The 16,472-nt window shown below is 33.4% G+C and carries 16 protein-coding genes; 4 read left to right on the forward strand and 12 right to left on the reverse strand.

The annotated features are described in order from the left end of the window. The 10 genes from WFK35_RS11355 to WFK35_RS11400 all read right to left on the reverse strand — a co-directional run. A partial coding sequence (locus WFK35_RS11355; RefSeq protein ID WP_336732726.1) for a MauE/DoxX family redox-associated membrane protein occupies positions 1 to 275 on the reverse strand: 275 nt, incomplete at its 3' end. A 260-nt stretch (positions 276 to 535) separates the two neighbouring features. Further along, the gene (locus WFK35_RS11360; RefSeq protein WP_073060415.1) at positions 536 to 2,623 is read right to left on the reverse strand and encodes a type IA DNA topoisomerase; all 2,088 of its coding nucleotides are present in this window, start codon (positions 2,621 to 2,623) and stop codon (positions 536 to 538) included. 11 nt (positions 2,624 to 2,634) lie between these two features. Beyond that, positions 2,635 to 4,104 (reverse strand): DUF3945 domain-containing protein, encoded by a 1,470-nt coding sequence (locus WFK35_RS11365; RefSeq protein WP_048506289.1) that lies wholly within the window; start codon positions 4,102 to 4,104, stop codon positions 2,635 to 2,637. A gap of 77 nt (positions 4,105 to 4,181) precedes the next feature. Further along, a complete protein-coding gene (locus WFK35_RS11370; protein ID WP_048506288.1) occupies positions 4,182 to 4,496 on the reverse strand; it encodes a helix-turn-helix domain-containing protein in 315 nt (104 codons plus the stop codon). A 239-nt stretch (positions 4,497 to 4,735) separates the two neighbouring features. Continuing rightward, positions 4,736 to 5,584, reverse strand: a complete 849-nt coding sequence (locus WFK35_RS11375) for an RteC domain-containing protein (RefSeq protein WP_048506287.1) — start codon at positions 5,582 to 5,584, stop codon at positions 4,736 to 4,738. Positions 5,585 to 5,998: 414 nt separating this feature from the next. Next, positions 5,999 to 6,340 carry a helix-turn-helix domain-containing protein gene (locus WFK35_RS11380; protein ID WP_048506286.1) on the reverse strand — a complete coding sequence of 114 codons (342 nt, stop codon included), beginning with the start codon at positions 6,338 to 6,340 and terminating at the stop codon, positions 5,999 to 6,001. Between the two features lie 121 nt (positions 6,341 to 6,461). After that, entirely contained in the window at positions 6,462 to 7,631 is a 1,170-nt protein-coding gene (locus WFK35_RS11385) for a site-specific integrase (protein ID WP_073060417.1), read from the reverse strand. Positions 7,632 to 7,731: 100 nt separating this feature from the next. Then, positions 7,732 to 8,337, reverse strand: coding sequence for a helix-turn-helix domain-containing protein (locus WFK35_RS11390; RefSeq protein ID WP_048506285.1), 606 nt, complete (start codon positions 8,335 to 8,337; stop codon positions 7,732 to 7,734). Between the two features lie 261 nt (positions 8,338 to 8,598). Next, entirely contained in the window at positions 8,599 to 9,984 is a 1,386-nt protein-coding gene (gene mnmE / locus WFK35_RS11395; protein ID WP_336732727.1) for a tRNA uridine-5-carboxymethylaminomethyl(34) synthesis GTPase MnmE, read from the reverse strand. Positions 9,985 to 10,533: 549 nt separating this feature from the next. Beyond that, positions 10,534 to 12,303, reverse strand: coding sequence for an aminopeptidase P family protein (locus WFK35_RS11400; protein WP_336732728.1), 1,770 nt, complete (start codon positions 12,301 to 12,303; stop codon positions 10,534 to 10,536). Between the two features lie 417 nt (positions 12,304 to 12,720). Here WFK35_RS11400 and WFK35_RS11405 point away from each other — a divergent pair, with 417 nt between their 5' ends. Genes WFK35_RS11405 through WFK35_RS11415 form a run of 3 tightly spaced genes read left to right on the forward strand, consistent with a single transcriptional unit; the run spans position 12,721 to position 14,470 of the window. Then, positions 12,721 to 13,158, forward strand: coding sequence for a DUF6526 family protein (locus WFK35_RS11405; protein ID WP_336732729.1), 438 nt, complete (start codon positions 12,721 to 12,723; stop codon positions 13,156 to 13,158). Between the two features lie 28 nt (positions 13,159 to 13,186). Next, positions 13,187 to 13,354: a phosphatidate cytidylyltransferase gene (locus WFK35_RS11410; RefSeq protein WP_076394783.1), complete on the forward strand. Its 168-nt coding sequence runs from the start codon at positions 13,187 to 13,189 to the stop codon at positions 13,352 to 13,354. A 12-nt stretch (positions 13,355 to 13,366) separates the two neighbouring features. Beyond that, positions 13,367 to 14,470, forward strand: coding sequence for a DNA topoisomerase IB (locus WFK35_RS11415; RefSeq protein ID WP_336732730.1), 1,104 nt, complete (start codon positions 13,367 to 13,369; stop codon positions 14,468 to 14,470). A 1-nt stretch (position 14,471) separates the two neighbouring features. On the opposite strand, the gene WFK35_RS11420 is transcribed toward WFK35_RS11415, so the two are convergent. Together WFK35_RS11420 and WFK35_RS11425 are read right to left on the reverse strand one after the other, a co-directional pair. Continuing rightward, entirely contained in the window at positions 14,472 to 14,729 is a 258-nt protein-coding gene (locus WFK35_RS11420) for a hypothetical protein (protein ID WP_336732731.1), read from the reverse strand. A gap of 3 nt (positions 14,730 to 14,732) precedes the next feature. Beyond that, a complete protein-coding gene (locus tag WFK35_RS11425; protein ID WP_336732732.1) occupies positions 14,733 to 15,659 on the reverse strand; it encodes a hypothetical protein in 927 nt (308 codons plus the stop codon). A 133-nt stretch (positions 15,660 to 15,792) separates the two neighbouring features. Between WFK35_RS11425 and WFK35_RS11430 the strand changes: the two genes are divergently transcribed. After that, a partial coding sequence (locus WFK35_RS11430) for an aldehyde dehydrogenase family protein (RefSeq protein WP_336732733.1) occupies positions 15,793 to 16,472 on the forward strand: 680 nt, incomplete at its 3' end.

Here is a 16,472-nt window from a genome sequence, read left to right on the forward strand (position 1 = left end):
ACTAGCGCTGTATAAATTGTAAATAAGCTCATCAAAAACAATGATGCATATAAACCTATCAATCTGGCTTTTTCAAATAATAGAGCAATTACAATTGAAATTTCAGTTAATGGTATTAACCACCTTAACAATGGTGTTAAGCTATTCGGAAAGGGCTGATTATTTAAATCATAAGTAAACCCCTTAAAATCAACAAATTTGCTTACACCAGTATAGAGGAACAAAATGACCAATAATACAACTACTATCTCCGTAAAAATTCTCTTTTTTTGCATGACAATGGTTTTTTAGCTTTTTCATTTCTCACAGTTGAAATTTAAAGGCTATTACCATTTTTTTTTCGATATAAATTTCAAACTGTCGTGAGAAATAATTCAAACAAATGTAGAGGGAGAAAACAACATGATGCAACATAATGATGTTACGATTCTAGAAAAACACCATAACTTTCCTTTATTCAAAGCAAAAATTCATATTGTAATAATTCTAGAATAATAACAAAAATGACGGTCTTTGGAAGCGCCATTCTTATAAATCACTTATTTTTTTTCTTTTTTTTATCAAATTCAAATGAAGTTTTACCATTTTCGTCAAGTATAATGTATGCATCAAACTTATTTCCTGATCTACTTTTCATGCCTTTCAAAAGTGATGTCCTTTTTTTGGTAATTAAGTTTTCCATTTCCTTATCACTTAGGGCAACCTCACAGACCTTCTTAAACTGAATCCATTCACAGTTCTTATCTGGACATTTTACTACATGTTCATTAAAGATTAAATTATGAGTTTTGCATTTTGGACATTTTAATTGCAATGTATTTGGTACAAACTCAGTAGATAGAAGTTCTGTGGTAATTTCTTTAGCATAGGCTTCCATTTCATTTTGAAATAGATTAGCATTTAACTCATTATTTTCTATCTTCTGAAGAGCAAGCTCCCATTGCGCAGTCATAGCGACATCGGCTATTTTCTTTTCTTTTACGAGTTCATAAACCTGAATTCCCTTTTTGGTTGGAACTAGATTTTTTTTCTCCCGGACAATATAATTTCGATCAAACAAAACTTCAATGATAGCTGCGCGAGTGGCTGGCGTTCCAATCCCAATATTATTAAGTGATTTACGCTCTTCTTCATTTTCAATTTGCTTCCCTGCATTTTCCATTGCCGATAGGAGACCTGCCTCAGTGTAAAGAACTGGCGGACGGGTCTTTTTTTCTAATATATTTGCCTCATTAACGCTGAGTGAATCACCCTCTTTTAATGTTGGTATATCCAATAATACCTCTTCATCATTGTCCTCATTTTTAAAGAGGTTTTGTATAGATCTCCATCCCGGATCAATCACACGGGCTCCTTTCAGAATAAATTCAAAGTGCAGTGATTCCAGCTTAACTTCAGTAATTTCTTTTGTACATTGGTAGCATATTGATTCAAGAAGCCTAATAGCAATCATATCATAGATAGCATTTTCCTTACTCGATAGGGCTGAAGGAATTTTATCTGTTATCAATAATGCATGATGATCTGTAACTTTAAGGTCATTCACAATTCTTTTATTGAATCGGCCCCATTTTACATTGTTTATCCGCTCTTTATAACCAACGCGATTCTCCAAAGCTCTGACTAGATCAGGGATCTCCGGCCAAATGTCATTAGATATATATTTACTGCCTGTTCGGGGATATGTAATGAATTTCTGCTCATATAAGCTTTGTGCAATTGATAAAGTCTCTTCGGCAGTAAGATCTAATTTCCTATTAGCTTCTTTTTGTAAAGAAGTTAAATCGAATAGTAGAGGTGGCTGTTCGTTTGAATTACGTTTATCGACTGAATTAACAATAGAACTTCCTAAACGCTCAATCGATTTTAATACTTCGGTAGCTTTTTCTTTATCATCCCATTTTTCCTTCGATATACTGGAGAAATAGAGTCCATCTTTTAAATATTTGAGTTCCAATTGCCAATAGGTTTCAATTTTAAAATTTTTATTGTCAATGTACCTCTTACAAATTAAGCTCAGAGTTGGTGTTTGCACTCTTCCTAGAGAATAAATTCCATTTCCAGCTTGTAAAGATAATGCCTGAGTTGAATTTATTCCCACAAGCCAATCCGCACGGCTTCTGGCTTGGGCAGCAAAAAATAATCCATCGAAATCGGTTCCTGGCTTTAGATTGGCAAAACCTTGGTCAATAGCTTTTTCTGTTAATGAGCTAATCCATAGTCGCTCAAAAGGTTTTTTACAATTCAAATAATTATAGATATATCTAAATATTAGTTCACCTTCTCTACCAGCGTCAGTTGCAACAATTATGCTGTCACATTGTTCAAAAATAGTTTCTATTATTTTTAATTGCCTAACTGCACTGGGATCGTCAAGATAACCTTTTTCTTTTTTGACTTTTCTTACTGTAAGTAAGAATGGATCTGGCAATATTGGTAAGTTGTCTTTTTGAAATCCGGTAATACCATATTCCGAAGGCATTCCCAAAGAAATTAAATGACCTATTGCCCAGGTAACGATATAGCCATTACCTTTTAAAAAACCTTCATTTTTTTCTGTTGCTCCCAAAAGTGCTGCAATTTCTCGCGCAACGCTTGGTTTTTCAGCTATTACTGCTTTCATATTAATTTATTTTAGGATACTCTTCGACCTCTTTTTTTAGGCGCATTGTTGGTTTCTTTTTGCGTGTTCTGCTGCCTTTTATTAGCAGGCGTACTTTGACCTGATTTTAATGGCTCCTTGATATTTTTAGTAGCTTCATTTGTTTTTCCATCGGAATTAACAGCGACCTGGGTTTTATGAGTTTCAGCTGTGGTTGCATTTTGTTTAAGTTTATTGGGGTTTTTAAAATTAAAATCCAATTCTCCTTTTTCTTTATTTAGCCATACATATCCCGGATATTCCTTCCCAGCACCATCCTTAAAATCGGTAATATATACTGTTTCACCCTTGCTAAGTTTATTATACTGGTCGAATGTAAATTCTTTCCTTCTAAAAGTTTTTGGTATTTCTGCAGATTGGTTTTGAGAGTTATCCTGTTTTTGAATTTTGGAATTTCCTTTATCAAATTGAAATTCAATATGACCTTTGAAAGCATTAAATTGGATTTCACCATTAAATAAAGTATCTCTTTTAGAAAGCATCCCTTCAAGATATACAGGCTTACCTTCCAATAAAAGATTTTTTTGATCGGGAGTAAGGGTCACTCCTTTGATAATATCATCAATACGCATCTTTTCAACCGGAAAAGAAACTAATTGATTTGTATCCTTATCTAGCGTTATCACATGGAAAGCCTTCGTATTATTATCTGTAATTAGTTCTACAGCTCTTCCCATATTTCCTCTTTCTAATAGGTTGGTTTTATCCTCTTCGGTAAATTCATGTCCTTGAAATTTTTTATCTAATTCAATTTCATTTTTTTTGGGAAGCATGTTAAATACCGCTAGACCATCCTTTCCCTGTTCAAGCCATAACTTAGCTTGGGTTTCAATTTCTTGATTTCCAACTTTTAACGATACTGTAAGCATGTCATTTGTTTTATAACCTTTTAAAAGAGAGTCCAAAAGATTGAATTTCTCAAATTCCTCGCGGCTGTATCCAAGATTTTCAAGGCTTTTCCAGTCGATTTTTTCAATGGAATAGTGATTACCATTACTATTTTCCGTTTTGTTTTGTTGTTTCGCCATAGTATTTTTATTATTGTTTTTACTCAAAATATCTTTTAGTCCTTCCAGAAGCTCTTTACCTTCAAGTTTTGCTGTATCAATAAATTGCTGCATTTTTTTCGCTATCATGACAGCAGTTTCAATAGGAACTTTAAAAAAATTGAAGCGTGTGGGATTGCCGATCTGACTAAAAAAATTCTTTAAAAAATTGGAAAGCATATCTTCATTTTTGTTGAGTTTCAAAAAAGAATTTTCTTTTCTTTTAGTTGGATCAACCGTTTCAAGCTCATCTTTTTCACCAGGTTTTTTGCCGGATTTTTTCTTTATTCCTTTAACCGCGAGAATTTTATTGGTTTCTGTATCATGGACAAGCAATGTATCTGTTAGATCATTTGCTTGATCAGATTTCTGATTTTTGGATTGATTAGTACTCATAACTCTAAATTTTTGTAAATCTCAGATCAAGGTATTTTATAAATCAATAGCAATAACTAAGTTGGAATTTTATGGTATTATTCGGCTTTCAATTTCCTCTTACGCTTAGTGGGAGTGTTAAAACTATCACGAATAAATTGGTGGACATCTGATAATTTGTAATAAAGCTTACCACTAATAGTGTAATAGAGTAATTTACCATCAGACCTGTATCTCTGTAATGAACGATTACTAATTTTTAGCATTTGAAGCAAATCCTGATTGTCTAGCAATTCTTCTCCATCAATTGCATTGTTAGTTTTCTTCATTTCTCTTACGCTCTCGGAAATCAAATCGAATCGATCCATGATTCTTTCCATCCAAGCAATAAATTCTAATCTGTCAATATTCATCTGTTTAAAATTTTTGTTCACAGACAAATTTCTTAGAGTAAAATAGCTCAGTAACCCAAGTTTAATCAAGAGCTGCCAAGAGAAATTGAAAATTTTTTTTTGTAATTTTTATTCTTCAGATGCTCCAATTCTCACGAATGAAAGGTTTCTATTTTGTTGGTTTATTAGGTCAACTTGGCATATCTTGGCATAACTTGGTAAAAAAAAGACAACCTATTGGCTGTCTTAATCAAATAATGTTATAGGTTCCTGCTCATGTATTCTTCTAAACTTACTTTAAGATGGTCAAGAAAAGCTGTTTTACTTCCGGACCTGACTTTCATTCGGTGGAAAGCATGGTGGAAATCGCCTAGTTCTATCTGGAAAAGTGTTTCAATTATGGTACTGATTTTTGATATTGCCAATCGACCATTGGATAAAGACCTGGCAGCATATAATGCATATATTAACTCTATTAGAGCGTTCTTAGAATCGGTCCAGAACATATCATCGTAATTGGTATATGTTAGCGATGGTGAATCATATTCATTGTCAGGGCTCAACCTATTTCTTATATAAGTATATAATAGTTCATCTGCAATGATATGAGCGACTTTATAGTCATAATATGTTGAAAAATTTGGATCGATTTCAAAGACAAAACTATTTAGTCCTTCTATTATATCAATATTTCCTAAAGCAAAATATTTCTTATCCAGATCTTTACGATCTGATTTTATATATCGATAAAAATCTGAATCTACAAAATGCTCCTGAAATTCTTTGTTTAATTTTTCAAGTTCATTTTCGAAATATATCTTATAAAGTTCACCAGCTTTTGTTGGACAAGATGTTTCAATTCTATATACCTTATTATAATAAATAAGCTTTCCTAGAAGTTGTGGTTTTACGTATTTAAAAAAATTGATCTCCTGATCTTTATCAATGAAACCTTTGTCTGATACAAGCTTTTTTGTTTCATTCAATAATTCTCGGAGAGAGGTCGCCATTTGATAGGCTTCTTTTATAACCTTTTCTTTAGTTAGCGTAATTTTGCATTCTTGAATTTCAATACGTTTTACTATTGTATCATAAATTGATTTTGTCATGGTAAAAATATATTTGAAAGGTTCTCATTATCAGGTCCAGTGATCAGCAGTCCTAAAAATATAATATTTTTCCCTTTGTGGCGATTTATTTAATTTATCAATTAATTATATATTATTTTGCTAATAACCTTTATTACATTTTTAAATTTTTATTGAAATATTTTATTCGTTCATAATTTGATTCATAAGCAATTTAAATTAATGTAAGGTGAAATTATTTGCTGTTTAATATTTGAGTGTGATTAGCAAATATTCGTTGTGTGATGTTTGATATAACAGGAACTAATTGACAAAATTTGTTCTAATAGGCGACTTACGTGCTAAGAGATAGATCTCCTTTATATATGGTCTAAACTATTGTAAATAAAAACCTTCCAAAATAAAGTTGGAAGGTTTAAAATGCTTGTATGATTTCTAATGCCATCTTTTTTTTGTTATTCTTTTTAAGATAGCATTACCATCACTACTTAATTCATTTAAGGATTTTTCTTTACCCTCTTGAATCCATTCTAATAGTTCCATTTTAGAAAAATGCAATCTATTTCCCTTTTTATAAAACGGTATTTCGCGTAGACAAACTTTAGAATATAATGTTGGTAATGATAATTTTAAAATTTTGCAAGCCTCTTTCGCATCAATAAATTCAAGTTCTGGCATTTCATTTTGGATACGATCCAATAAAATTTCTTCTAAACTTTCCAATCTTTCTTCAATTCTTCTAAGAATATTTGGTATTTGATCAAATGTATATTCCATTTTTTTTTTTTTCAAGTTAATAAGACCTTGAAAAACGTTCTTGATAATGACTTGATCTGTCGTAATTTGTCTTTTGAAGGTATTTATAGCTTACTAACTATTTCATAAAATCTCAAAATTACTAGATATTTAAATTATCTGTTGGAGGATCAATCTGGTCGATATTTACGATGTTCTTACCTATATCAAATAAATTAATTTTAATTTTTTCAGAGGCTTCTTTTTTTAAACTGTCAACTATTTTCGCATATATCTCTGTTGTTTTGATATCTTTATGTCCCAATAGTTTTGAAACTGTATATATAGATGTTCCAGCAGCTATTTGTAAGGTCGCAAAGGTATGTCTGAAACCGTGGAAGGTGAAATGTTTTTCTATACCAGCATTTGCCAACCACTTTTTCAACTCTGCTACTGTGTTATGATAATTTAATCCTTCAAATACTCTTGAATCAGAATTTCCTCTTGGACCTAACAATTTTATAGTTTGATCAGATACTGGATGATATTCTGCATTCTCTGTTTTTTCCTGATTATATACTATATAATAATTGCCTTCGGTTCCATGAATTTCACTCCATAATAGCTTTTCAACATCTGAATATCTGAAACCGGTCATAGCAGAGAAAAGTCCTGCCTTTTTTACTATTGGATTTCGACACTCAGAATTTGCCATTCTTTCTAATTCCTCCATGAATAAAAATGGACGATGAGTTTCCTGCGGTGCAATACTGTCAATTATTGAACCTAGGTCTGTGGGTAAAAAGCGCTTTTTAAAAGCCTCCTTTAATGTCAGCTTAAATCTTCCAAAATAAGCTACGGCAGTATTCTTTTTTATGGTTTTTCTGCGTCCCAATGCGGGGCATGTTAACAAATAATCTGCATATTCCTCACATAGCGTTTCATTCAATTCATTAAATGGAATTTCGGGCCCAACAAAAGTCTTAAAATATCTAACAGACATTACCCAGTTATAACAGTTGTTTCTTTTTTTAGCTTCAGCTTCAAAGAATTCAATAAAGTTTGATTTCATCTTTTCTTCAGAAATAAAATCAAACCTCTTGCTTTGTAATTCTATATGCCTTTGAGCTCTTACATATTCTCCTAAAGCTAAAGTTTCTTTATTGAACTTCCTTTCAGTTTCGTTTTTGGGACGATTATAGATATATAATTTTAGATAGTGTTTTCGTTCCATTTTTCCTGTTTCTGGATTATAAATGGGAGGCCATATGTCCAGAAATAAAGATTGTCTGCCTTTTGATATAGGTTTTTTCCTTAATGTTACTTTTGACATAATTTTGGATTTTTGAGTAATATTAAAAATTGATAGTGTAAGCCAGATTTTATGGCTCTCTTAGGGGAAATTTGGCGTCAGAATGCCAAATAAATTGGTGTTATCCTGAATAAATACCCAACTCAATCCTCTTTAAAATATGCTCAATTTTAACTCTTGGTACATATACAAATTTGCCCTTCTGAAATTTTGGGATATTATGTCTTTCTATAAGATTTTTTAAGGAAGTCGGAGAGATATTATACTCTTTTTGAATTTGACCCATTGTGAAGCAATCCTTTAAAGGTGTCCATTCAATCTTTTCCAAATCTTCTGTTGGATTTTGGATTACTTTTGGCTTGACTTCAAATAATGCATCAATATCTTTCTTTAATAGACGAATCTTTCTGATGGATAAATTAGCTGCAGGAATACTGCCATTTTTAACCATTCGATAGACTGTTCTCTTATCACATTTCAATAAAATAGAAGCTTCCTTGACTGTTAAGTAATCAAGGGTTTTGAGGGCAAAATAAGAGTTAGGATCTTCTTTAGGTTTTGATTGAGGTTTGGAAACTTCCTGAGTTGCTTCAGTCAATTTTTCTCTAAGTTCCCTAACATTAATCTTGTAAGCTCTGGAATTACAGGTTTTGCAACAGTATCTGGTTACTGTTGTTTGGGCAATAAATTCAAGTCCACAATGTTCGCAAATCTTCTTGATTTTCATAATATTTTATTTGTGGAAGAGATAATTTGGCTTAAGGTACATTATGGTACATTTAAGTACAATTAGGTACAATAAATTACCTTAAGTGACACTAACTCTCCCGAGTTAAAAAAAATAAAATATTATTGGTTTGAGGGACAACTGGGGGACAAAACTGAACAAAACTAACCAAACTTTGAAAAACTCATACAAAATCAATATTTTTGTAAATAGCTAATAATCAATCGTTTGGTTTGTTTTAGTTTGTTTTATTTGTCGTACTTATTTGCCGATACAAAACTTCGAAAAAATATTCCCCAAAACCTCATCGTTTGTGACCTCGCCCGAAATTTCACCGAGATATTCCAGTGCGTTTCGTAATTCGTATGCTAAAAGCTCGGTGGAAATTTGGAAAGTAATTGCTTCTTTTACTTTTTGTACGGCTTCCAAAGATTTCTGTAGTGCTTCAAAATGACGCTGATTGGTGATCACAACATTGTTTTCAGAAGCTTTTAACTGTTCTACGTAAGAAGACAATTCATTTTTAAGATCCTGAATATTCTGATTTTCAACAGCAGAAATTTTAATAAAATCAAATTCCTGAGAAATTTTGCTTCTGAAGATATTTTCTACTTTTTCATATGTTGCAGGAGAAACCTCATCAATTTTTGTTGTACAGATAATCAGTTTCAGATCATCTCTTTGCAGAGACTGGATCATTTCAATGTCTTCGGAAAAATCTTCTGTTGCAGCATCGGCTAAATAAACCAGAATATTGGCATTTTCTACCTTTTCTTTGGCTTTTTTCACACCAATTGCTTCAATTTCATCCATCGTTTCACGCAATCCTGCCGTATCAATTAATCGGAAAGCATGACCTTTTATATGAAGAACCTCCTCTATCGTATCCCTCGTTGTTCCCGCGATATTGCTTACAATCGCTCTTTCTTCTTTTAACAAAGCATTTAAAAGGGTAGATTTTCCGGCATTCGGTTTTCCGATGATGGCAACCGCAGTTCCGTTTTTGATGGCATTTCCATACTGAAAACTTTCAATCAGGGAATTTAATTTTATTTCGATCTTATTTAAAAGCTCAACCAAAGCCGATCGGTCCGCAAATTCTACATCTTCTTCTGCAAAATCAAGCTCTAATTCAATTAAAGAAACAAAATTCAGCAAATCGGTTCTCAGGAAAGAAATTTCGTTGGTAATTCCTCCTTTCAGCTGATTAATTGCCACTTTTCTCGAAGCTTCATTTTCAGAAGCAATAACATCGGCAATCGCTTCAGCCTGAGAAAGATCAATTCTTCCGTTGATGAAAGCACGAAGCGTAAATTCTCCGGCTTTTGCCATTCGTGCCCCATTTTTAATTAGGGTTTCAAGAATACGTTTCCCAATGTGCGGCGACCCGTGAAAAGCAATTTCCACAGAATTTTCTGTCGTAAAACTTTTCGGAGCCAGAAAAATAGAAAGCATTACTTCATCAATCGCTTCTTCTCCATCCATAAAATATCCGTAATGAATGGTGTGAGACTTCTGTTTTGCCAAATTTTTCGCCGGAAAAGACTTTTGCACAACAGCTAAAGCTTCATCACCCGAAACTCTTATAATTCCTAAAGCACCTACTCCATTGGCAGTTGCCAACGCACAAATGGTATCGTTATTCATACTGCAAATTTACGGTTTTTAACCGCAAACAAAAATATCCTTTATCTATTGCAATAATTTAACGAGTTCAAAATATTTTCAGTAACATAAAAATCAATCTCAATACTTTCAAACATTTTATTTTGGAGCTGTTTCCGGCTATCCACTCATACTCCTCACGCCAAACAAGCCACAGCTTCCGGGCTAAGAATGTCGGAAATTAATTATTGCTCTTCTAAATTCATCTTTAAAGCAAAGTTTATCTTTTCCACGTTATAACCACCCCGTCAAAAATTTCTTCGAAATTTTCGCCACCCCTCCAAAGGAGGGGAATTTCCATCAGGCAAAACATAGAAATAAAAAAATCACCTCAAGGAATGAGATGATTACCTGCTTTGAATTTACTATATGAAGATATGAATGATGTCTTTTTGTTGATACAAAGATAAATTAGGTTTCATTTTAATTTTTCAGGATAAACCCTAAAAACACCTCCGTAAAAATACGGTAATGCAAAAAAAACCGTCCTGCAAATACTTACAGGACGGTTTTTTAATCTATTTATTTTCTTTACAAAGGACTTACAAGTTCAAGGAACCAGTCTTTCACTTCTCCTTCTAAATATGGCGCTATTTTCTCCTCACACGTTTTGTGATAAGCATTCAGCCAGTTGATTTCTTCTTCAGAAAGAATTTCTTTCACAATGGTATCTTTAAAGAACGGACAGAATGTTAAAGTCTCGAATTCGTAGAAAGTACCGTGAATGGTGGTTGCAGATTCTTTTACGGCGATCAGGTTTTCATGACGGATTCCGTATTCTCCTTCCAGATAATACCCCGGTTCGTTTGAGCAGACCATTCCGACCAACAGTTCCTGCGGATTCATATCTTTTCTGATGTTTTGCGGACCTTCGTGAACGTTCATGAAACTTCCTACACCATGTCCGGTTCCGTGGTTGTAATCTTTACCTTCCATCCAAAGCGGAAGTCTTGCGATCGCATCCAACTGAACACCTCTTGTTCCTTTCGGGAATTTCACCATCGATAACCGGATTAATCCCTGTAAAACCAATGTTGAATTTCTTTTAAACTCATCAGAAACTGCTCCTAAAGCCAAAGTTCTTGTAATATCTGTTGTACCTTCCAAATACTGACCTCCGGAATCTACCAGAATACTTGCATCATTGGTAACTTCTTTGCTTCCTTCGCTTTTTGCAGAATAATGCATGATGGCTCCGTTGTCTTTGTATCCAACAATGCTTCCGAAACTTTCGCCTACGAAATTTTCACCTTCCGCACGGAAACCTCTCAGTTTTTCACCGATAGAATATTCGTTCATGGCTTCTTTTCCCGCGTTGTGAGTCAGCCAGTAAAGGAATTTCACCATTGCAACGCCATCTCTTACCATTACTTTTCTGAAACCTTCAAGTTCGGTCTCGTTTTTCTGGGCTTTCATCAGATTTCCGGGAACCGGAGCTTTGATGAATTCATTTTCAGATTTCAACGCTTCAAAAATCGACTGGTTGCTGTTTGGTGAAACGAGAACTTTTTCGTTTTTAAATTCTTTCAGGCAATTGTAGAATTCTTCATAAGGCATCATTTTCACCCATGCTTCATCCAGTTGTTTTCTGGATTCTACTTCAAGTTTATCCAGATCTGTGAATAATTTCGCATCGTTTTTAGTGATGACGATATAGCCTAAAAACACAGGATTACTTTCTACATCGCTTCCTCTTAAATTCAGCGTCCATGCTACATCATCCAAGCTTGAAATGATATGTACCGTTGCCTCAATATCTTCCATTTTCTGGCGTATTGCAGCAATTTTATCCACAACAGATTTTCCCGCTCTTTCTACAGGATGTACATATATTGGATTTTTCGAAGGTGTTCCCCTGTCTTTCCAGATTTCTTTCAGTAAAGGAAGGTCTTCAAGGGTAATATTTTTTGCGTTTAATTTCTGTGTTAACAATTCCCAGTTGGCGTGAGAAGTTGCCAAAGCATTCACTGCTACTTTTCCGTTCGCAGGAATTTCAGAAATGATCCAGTCGATATAATGAGGTGTTCCTTCCATTCCGTCTTTGAAAAGATCGATTCCTGAACCAGCCAGTTCGGTCGGAGCCTGTGTAAAATATCTTCCGTCTGTCCAGAGTCCCGCTTTATCTTTTGTAACTACCACAAAACCTGCAGAACCCAAAAATCCTGATAGCCATGCTCTCTCCTGCCATTCTTCCGGCAGATACTCGCTCATGTGAGGATCTGCGGAATATACTATAAATGCATCAACATTATTTTTCTGCATTTCTTCACGAAGCGCAGCTACTTTTTCCTTTGAAGTCATTTTATCTTAATTTTTTAAAGAGGTGAAGTTACGATTTTTTTGAGCTTTGAAGATGAAATTATTGTTGTTTTTAAACTGTTTCTGCATGATTCAACTTTTTTCTGTTCCTGTTATTCTTGATTTTCTGAAATGGCAAATATTTGTGGAACGGTAAAAATCCTAGCCCGGATTGCAGCATTTGTCTGAGCTCGTTTCTTGATTTTGGGATTTGCGGCGGCTCCGCCGCCGCAAATCCCAAAATCAAGAAACAGCGAGTGTGGAAAGCCGGAAAAAGCTCCTGAAAACAATCCTTTTAATGATGAAGAAAAAGCAGTAATTTCAAATTATGGGTAAGAAAACGATAATATTTAGATACCACAAAAATCAATTGTTGTTAAAATTTAACATTTTGGAAAGGTTATTGCTTACTTACAAAATATGGAAAGTCAGAATTACAAAAATCACAGGAAATTTTATCCGCCGCATCATTTCATCTATCTTCCATTGCTTTTGGGATTGGAGATATTCGGAGTTTATAAAATCTTTAAAGATGAAACCAACCAACTGATCTGGATTTTGTTTTCCGCTGTTATCTTTCTTCTTTTCTATCTTGCGATTATGCTGAGACAGCATTATGCGCTGGTTCTTCAGAACCGATTGGTTCGGTTAGAATTTAAACAGAGGTATTACGAACTTTTCCAGCAGAGATCTGATGAGGTTGAAAGCAAACTGAAATTTGACCAGATTGCAGCGTTAAGATTCGCTTATGATGATGAATTTAAAGAGCTTTTGTATAAAGCATTACATGAAAATATTTCGGGCGACGAAATCAAGAGATCAATAAAAAGATGGCGCGCAGACCATCAAAGAGTATAAAATAATAAACACCAAAAAATAAATTATTATGAAAAAATGGAGCTTATACAGTATGATGATATTTTGTCTGCTGACATTAACAAGCTGCGAAGCAGTAGAAACGATCTTTAAAGCAGGAATGTGGTGGGGAATTATCGTAGTAGTCGCCGTAATAGCTATTATTTTATGGCTGTTTTCAAGGGGTAGGAACTCTTAACCAAATCATCTTATGGAAAATTCAGACTTAGAACTCATTTCACATCTGAAGCCTTCGAAGATCGTAAAAATTATGAAAGATCCGGTAGCCTCTGCAAAGGCGGTACATCTTATATATACCACCGATGCAGAAACAGCCGGAATTACACGGAAGAAAACCGGAAAAAAATATTCTTACTACAGAGACGGCGAAAAGATAAGGGATAAAGAAGAAATTACAAGAATTAACAAGCTGGTTATTCCTCCGGCGTGGGAAAATGTCTGGATCTGTGCATTGGACAACGGACATCTTCAGGCGACAGGTTTCGATGTTAAAAAGCGTAAACAATACCGTTACCATCCACTTTGGAGTGCTTTGAGAAATCACACAAAGTTTTACAGAATGCTTCAGTTCGGGTATGCTTTACCGGATATTCGTCTTCATGTAGAGAAAGATTTAGCCTTAAGAAATTTCGAAAAAAGAAAGATTCTTGCATTGATCGTAAGTTTAATGCAGAGAACCAACATAAGAATTGGCAATAATGCCTATGAAAAACTGTATGGTTCTTTCGGTTTAACGACTTTAAAGGAGAAACACGTTCAGGTTAAGGGACAGAAAATAACTTTTCATTTTAAAGGCAAAAAAGGCGTAATGCATGATATTGATCTGAAAAGCAGAAGGCTTTCCAGACTGGTACAGAAATGCAAAGACATTCCCGGAAGAGAGCTTTTTCAGTATATTGATGATGAAGGAAACCGCCATACTGTAGATTCGGGGATGGTAAACGACTATATTAAAGAAATCAGCGGTGAAGATTTTACGGCGAAAGATTTCAGAACGTGGTCTGGAACCGTAAATGCTTTAATTGCTTTTAAGGAAATCGGTTATGCAGAAACGCATACAGAATACAAGAAAAAAGTAAAAGAAGCCCTTGAAATAGTTGCTTCCCATCTTGGAAATACAAGTACGGTATGTAGAAAATATTATGTTCATCCTTTGGTTATTAATCTGTATGAAAACAACACCATCAAAAAGTATCTTGATGAGCTTGAACAAATAGAGGAAAATGATGGTAAAGCAGATCTCACACAGGAAGAAAAATTAGTTTTAAAAATTTTAGAAAACGAAAAGATGTAGACTATTTATAGATTTTTTTATTTAATTTTTTTCTATATAAAGTTGGAGAACTATACTCATACTCTACATTTGGATAAAATTTTTCAACCTCCAATAACTCTCTTTCTGCAACAGAAATATTTTTAATTAAGTCATACTTTGTAATTAGTCTTTCGTTTTCAACTTTTAAATTATTCTCAACTAATACATTTAGCTCCCAGGCTCTACCTAGAATACTAATACTATTTAAAAAGAAAAAAATTTGTTCATGATTTGACATTTGTTATCTGAAAAATTTTGCAAAATCCCATTTTTCAGAATATTTAAAATCTTTACCTTTATTTAAGTAATTAATCATTGCAAATAAATTTCGGTAGTAATGTCCAAAATTATTTTGAACTCCTTCATAATATCTATCAAATCTTTCTAAGCATGGTTCACTAAAATTTTCAAATTCTAGAAATATTTTATTCCAGTTTTGTAGATAAATATAATCATGAGCCATATAAGCTGGTTTGTAGGACAAATAATTAATAACATTATTAACATATTCTGAATCATACTTATTTCTAAATATAGTTTTAATATTTTCTCTACCCTTTTTTCCAACCCCATAAAAAAATAAAACATAACAAAATTCTAATTTTATCCAGTTATTTAAGCTAGAGCTTTTATTTCTAGAAAGTAAATTTTCTTTATAATCTTTTGTGATTTTTTCTTCAAAGCTAATTTTATTACTATTATTAAATCGATTCACATCTTCAATTAAAATATTAAAATGTCCATATAATATTGGAAATGTTGATTTGTTTGTAAAAATTCTTCCGGATTGCTTACTTCTAAAACTAAATCTTGAAATATTTTCATTATAAATATCCATTAGTTTAAAAATCCTATTTTCAAACTTATCTTGTGTAAATTGTTTCTTGATTTCATCATTGGCGAAAACTTGCATTAGAAAAGCTAAAAAAGTAAAAATTGCTGCAACTAATCCAATTAAAGGATTTAATATTCCACCGATAGAATCACCTATTTCATTAGGTTTAAGAATTATTTTTTCATTTTGTTCATTATTAAATTTACTATCTGGAATATGTAAAAGAATATCGTTTGTAGAATAATAATTGTAAATATAAATCGAAAAATAAATTATAATTATGATGCTGAGAGTTGAAATAAAATATTTAAAGAAAAAATTATTTTTTGTCATGAATTTCTATTAGTTTATCCAAATATAGTACTTAAACTTTAATTATAATTTTTAACTATGAAAATGATACTTGCTTACCTATGCTTGAAATCGTAAATTTGTATCATTAGCAAATAAAAAATATACAACTAATATGTCTAAAGCAATTTCGCAAGTACCATTTGCAGTAAACGAGCCCGTAAATTCGTATGCACCGGGAACTCCGGAAGTAAAAAGTCTGATCGCCCAGTACAAAAAAATGTGGGCAGAAAAGATCGAAATCCCAATGATCATCAATGGTGAAGAAGTAAAAACAGGAGATAAAGTTCAGCTTCAGTCGCCTCAGGATCATGCGCACGATTTCGGATTTTATCACAGAGGAACGATGCAGCATGTAGATGATGCGATAAACGCTGCGCTGGCTGCGAAAAAAGAATGGAACGAACTGGGATGGGAACACCGTGCTGCCATTTTCTTAAAAGCGGCTGATCTTTTGGCTGGACCTTACAGAGACGTTATTAATGCAGCAACGATGATCGGACAGTCTAAAAATGTTCATCAGGCTGAAATTGATTCCGCTTGTGAATTCATCGACTTCTTAAGATTCAACGTAGAATTTATGACGGAAATGTATTCTGAACAGCCGGTTTCTGATGCAGGAATCTGGAACAGAGTGGAATACAGACCATTGGAAGGATTCTGTTTTGCGGTAACTCCTTTCAACTTTACTGCGATTTCAGGAAATTTACCGACCTGTATGGCAATGCTTGGAAACGTAGTGGTTTGGAAGCCTTCTGATAAGCAGGTTTATTCCGCAAAAGTAATCATGGACGT

The sequence above is a fragment of the Chryseobacterium sp. VD8 genome, from assembly GCF_037149975.1.
Taxonomy (GTDB): Bacteria; Bacteroidota; Bacteroidia; order Flavobacteriales; family Weeksellaceae; genus Chryseobacterium; species Chryseobacterium indicum.

Bases quoted from the DNA above. Each gene is read 5' to 3' on its own strand.
- WFK35_RS11360 (WP_073060415.1), bottom strand. From the start codon at position 2,623: ATGAAAGCAGTAATAGCTGAAAAACCAAGCGTTGCGCGAGAAATTGCA.
- WFK35_RS11370 (WP_048506288.1), bottom strand. From the start codon at position 4,496: ATGAATATTGACAGATTAGAATTTATTGCTTGGATGGAAAGAATCATG.
- WFK35_RS11415 (WP_336732730.1), top strand. From the start codon at position 13,367: ATGGAAAATTCAGACTTAGAACTCATTTCACATCTGAAGCCTTCGAAG.
- WFK35_RS11405 (WP_336732729.1), top strand. From the start codon at position 12,721: ATGGAAAGTCAGAATTACAAAAATCACAGGAAATTTTATCCGCCGCAT.
- WFK35_RS11410 (WP_076394783.1), top strand. From the start codon at position 13,187: ATGAAAAAATGGAGCTTATACAGTATGATGATATTTTGTCTGCTGACA.
- WFK35_RS11380 (WP_048506286.1), bottom strand. From the start codon at position 6,340: ATGGAATATACATTTGATCAAATACCAAATATTCTTAGAAGAATTGAA.
- mnmE (WP_336732727.1), bottom strand. From the start codon at position 9,984: ATGAATAACGATACCATTTGTGCGTTGGCAACTGCCAATGGAGTAGGT.
- WFK35_RS11400 (WP_336732728.1), bottom strand. From the start codon at position 12,303: ATGACTTCAAAGGAAAAAGTAGCTGCGCTTCGTGAAGAAATGCAGAAA.
- WFK35_RS11385 (WP_073060417.1), bottom strand. From the start codon at position 7,631: ATGTCAAAAGTAACATTAAGGAAAAAACCTATATCAAAAGGCAGACAA.
- WFK35_RS11375 (WP_048506287.1), bottom strand. From the start codon at position 5,584: ATGACAAAATCAATTTATGATACAATAGTAAAACGTATTGAAATTCAA.
- WFK35_RS11365 (WP_048506289.1), bottom strand. From the start codon at position 4,104: ATGAGTACTAATCAATCCAAAAATCAGAAATCTGATCAAGCAAATGAT.
- WFK35_RS11390 (WP_048506285.1), bottom strand. From the start codon at position 8,337: ATGAAAATCAAGAAGATTTGCGAACATTGTGGACTTGAATTTATTGCC.
- WFK35_RS11425 (WP_336732732.1), bottom strand. From the start codon at position 15,659: ATGACAAAAAATAATTTTTTCTTTAAATATTTTATTTCAACTCTCAGC.
- WFK35_RS11420 (WP_336732731.1), bottom strand. From the start codon at position 14,729: ATGTCAAATCATGAACAAATTTTTTTCTTTTTAAATAGTATTAGTATT.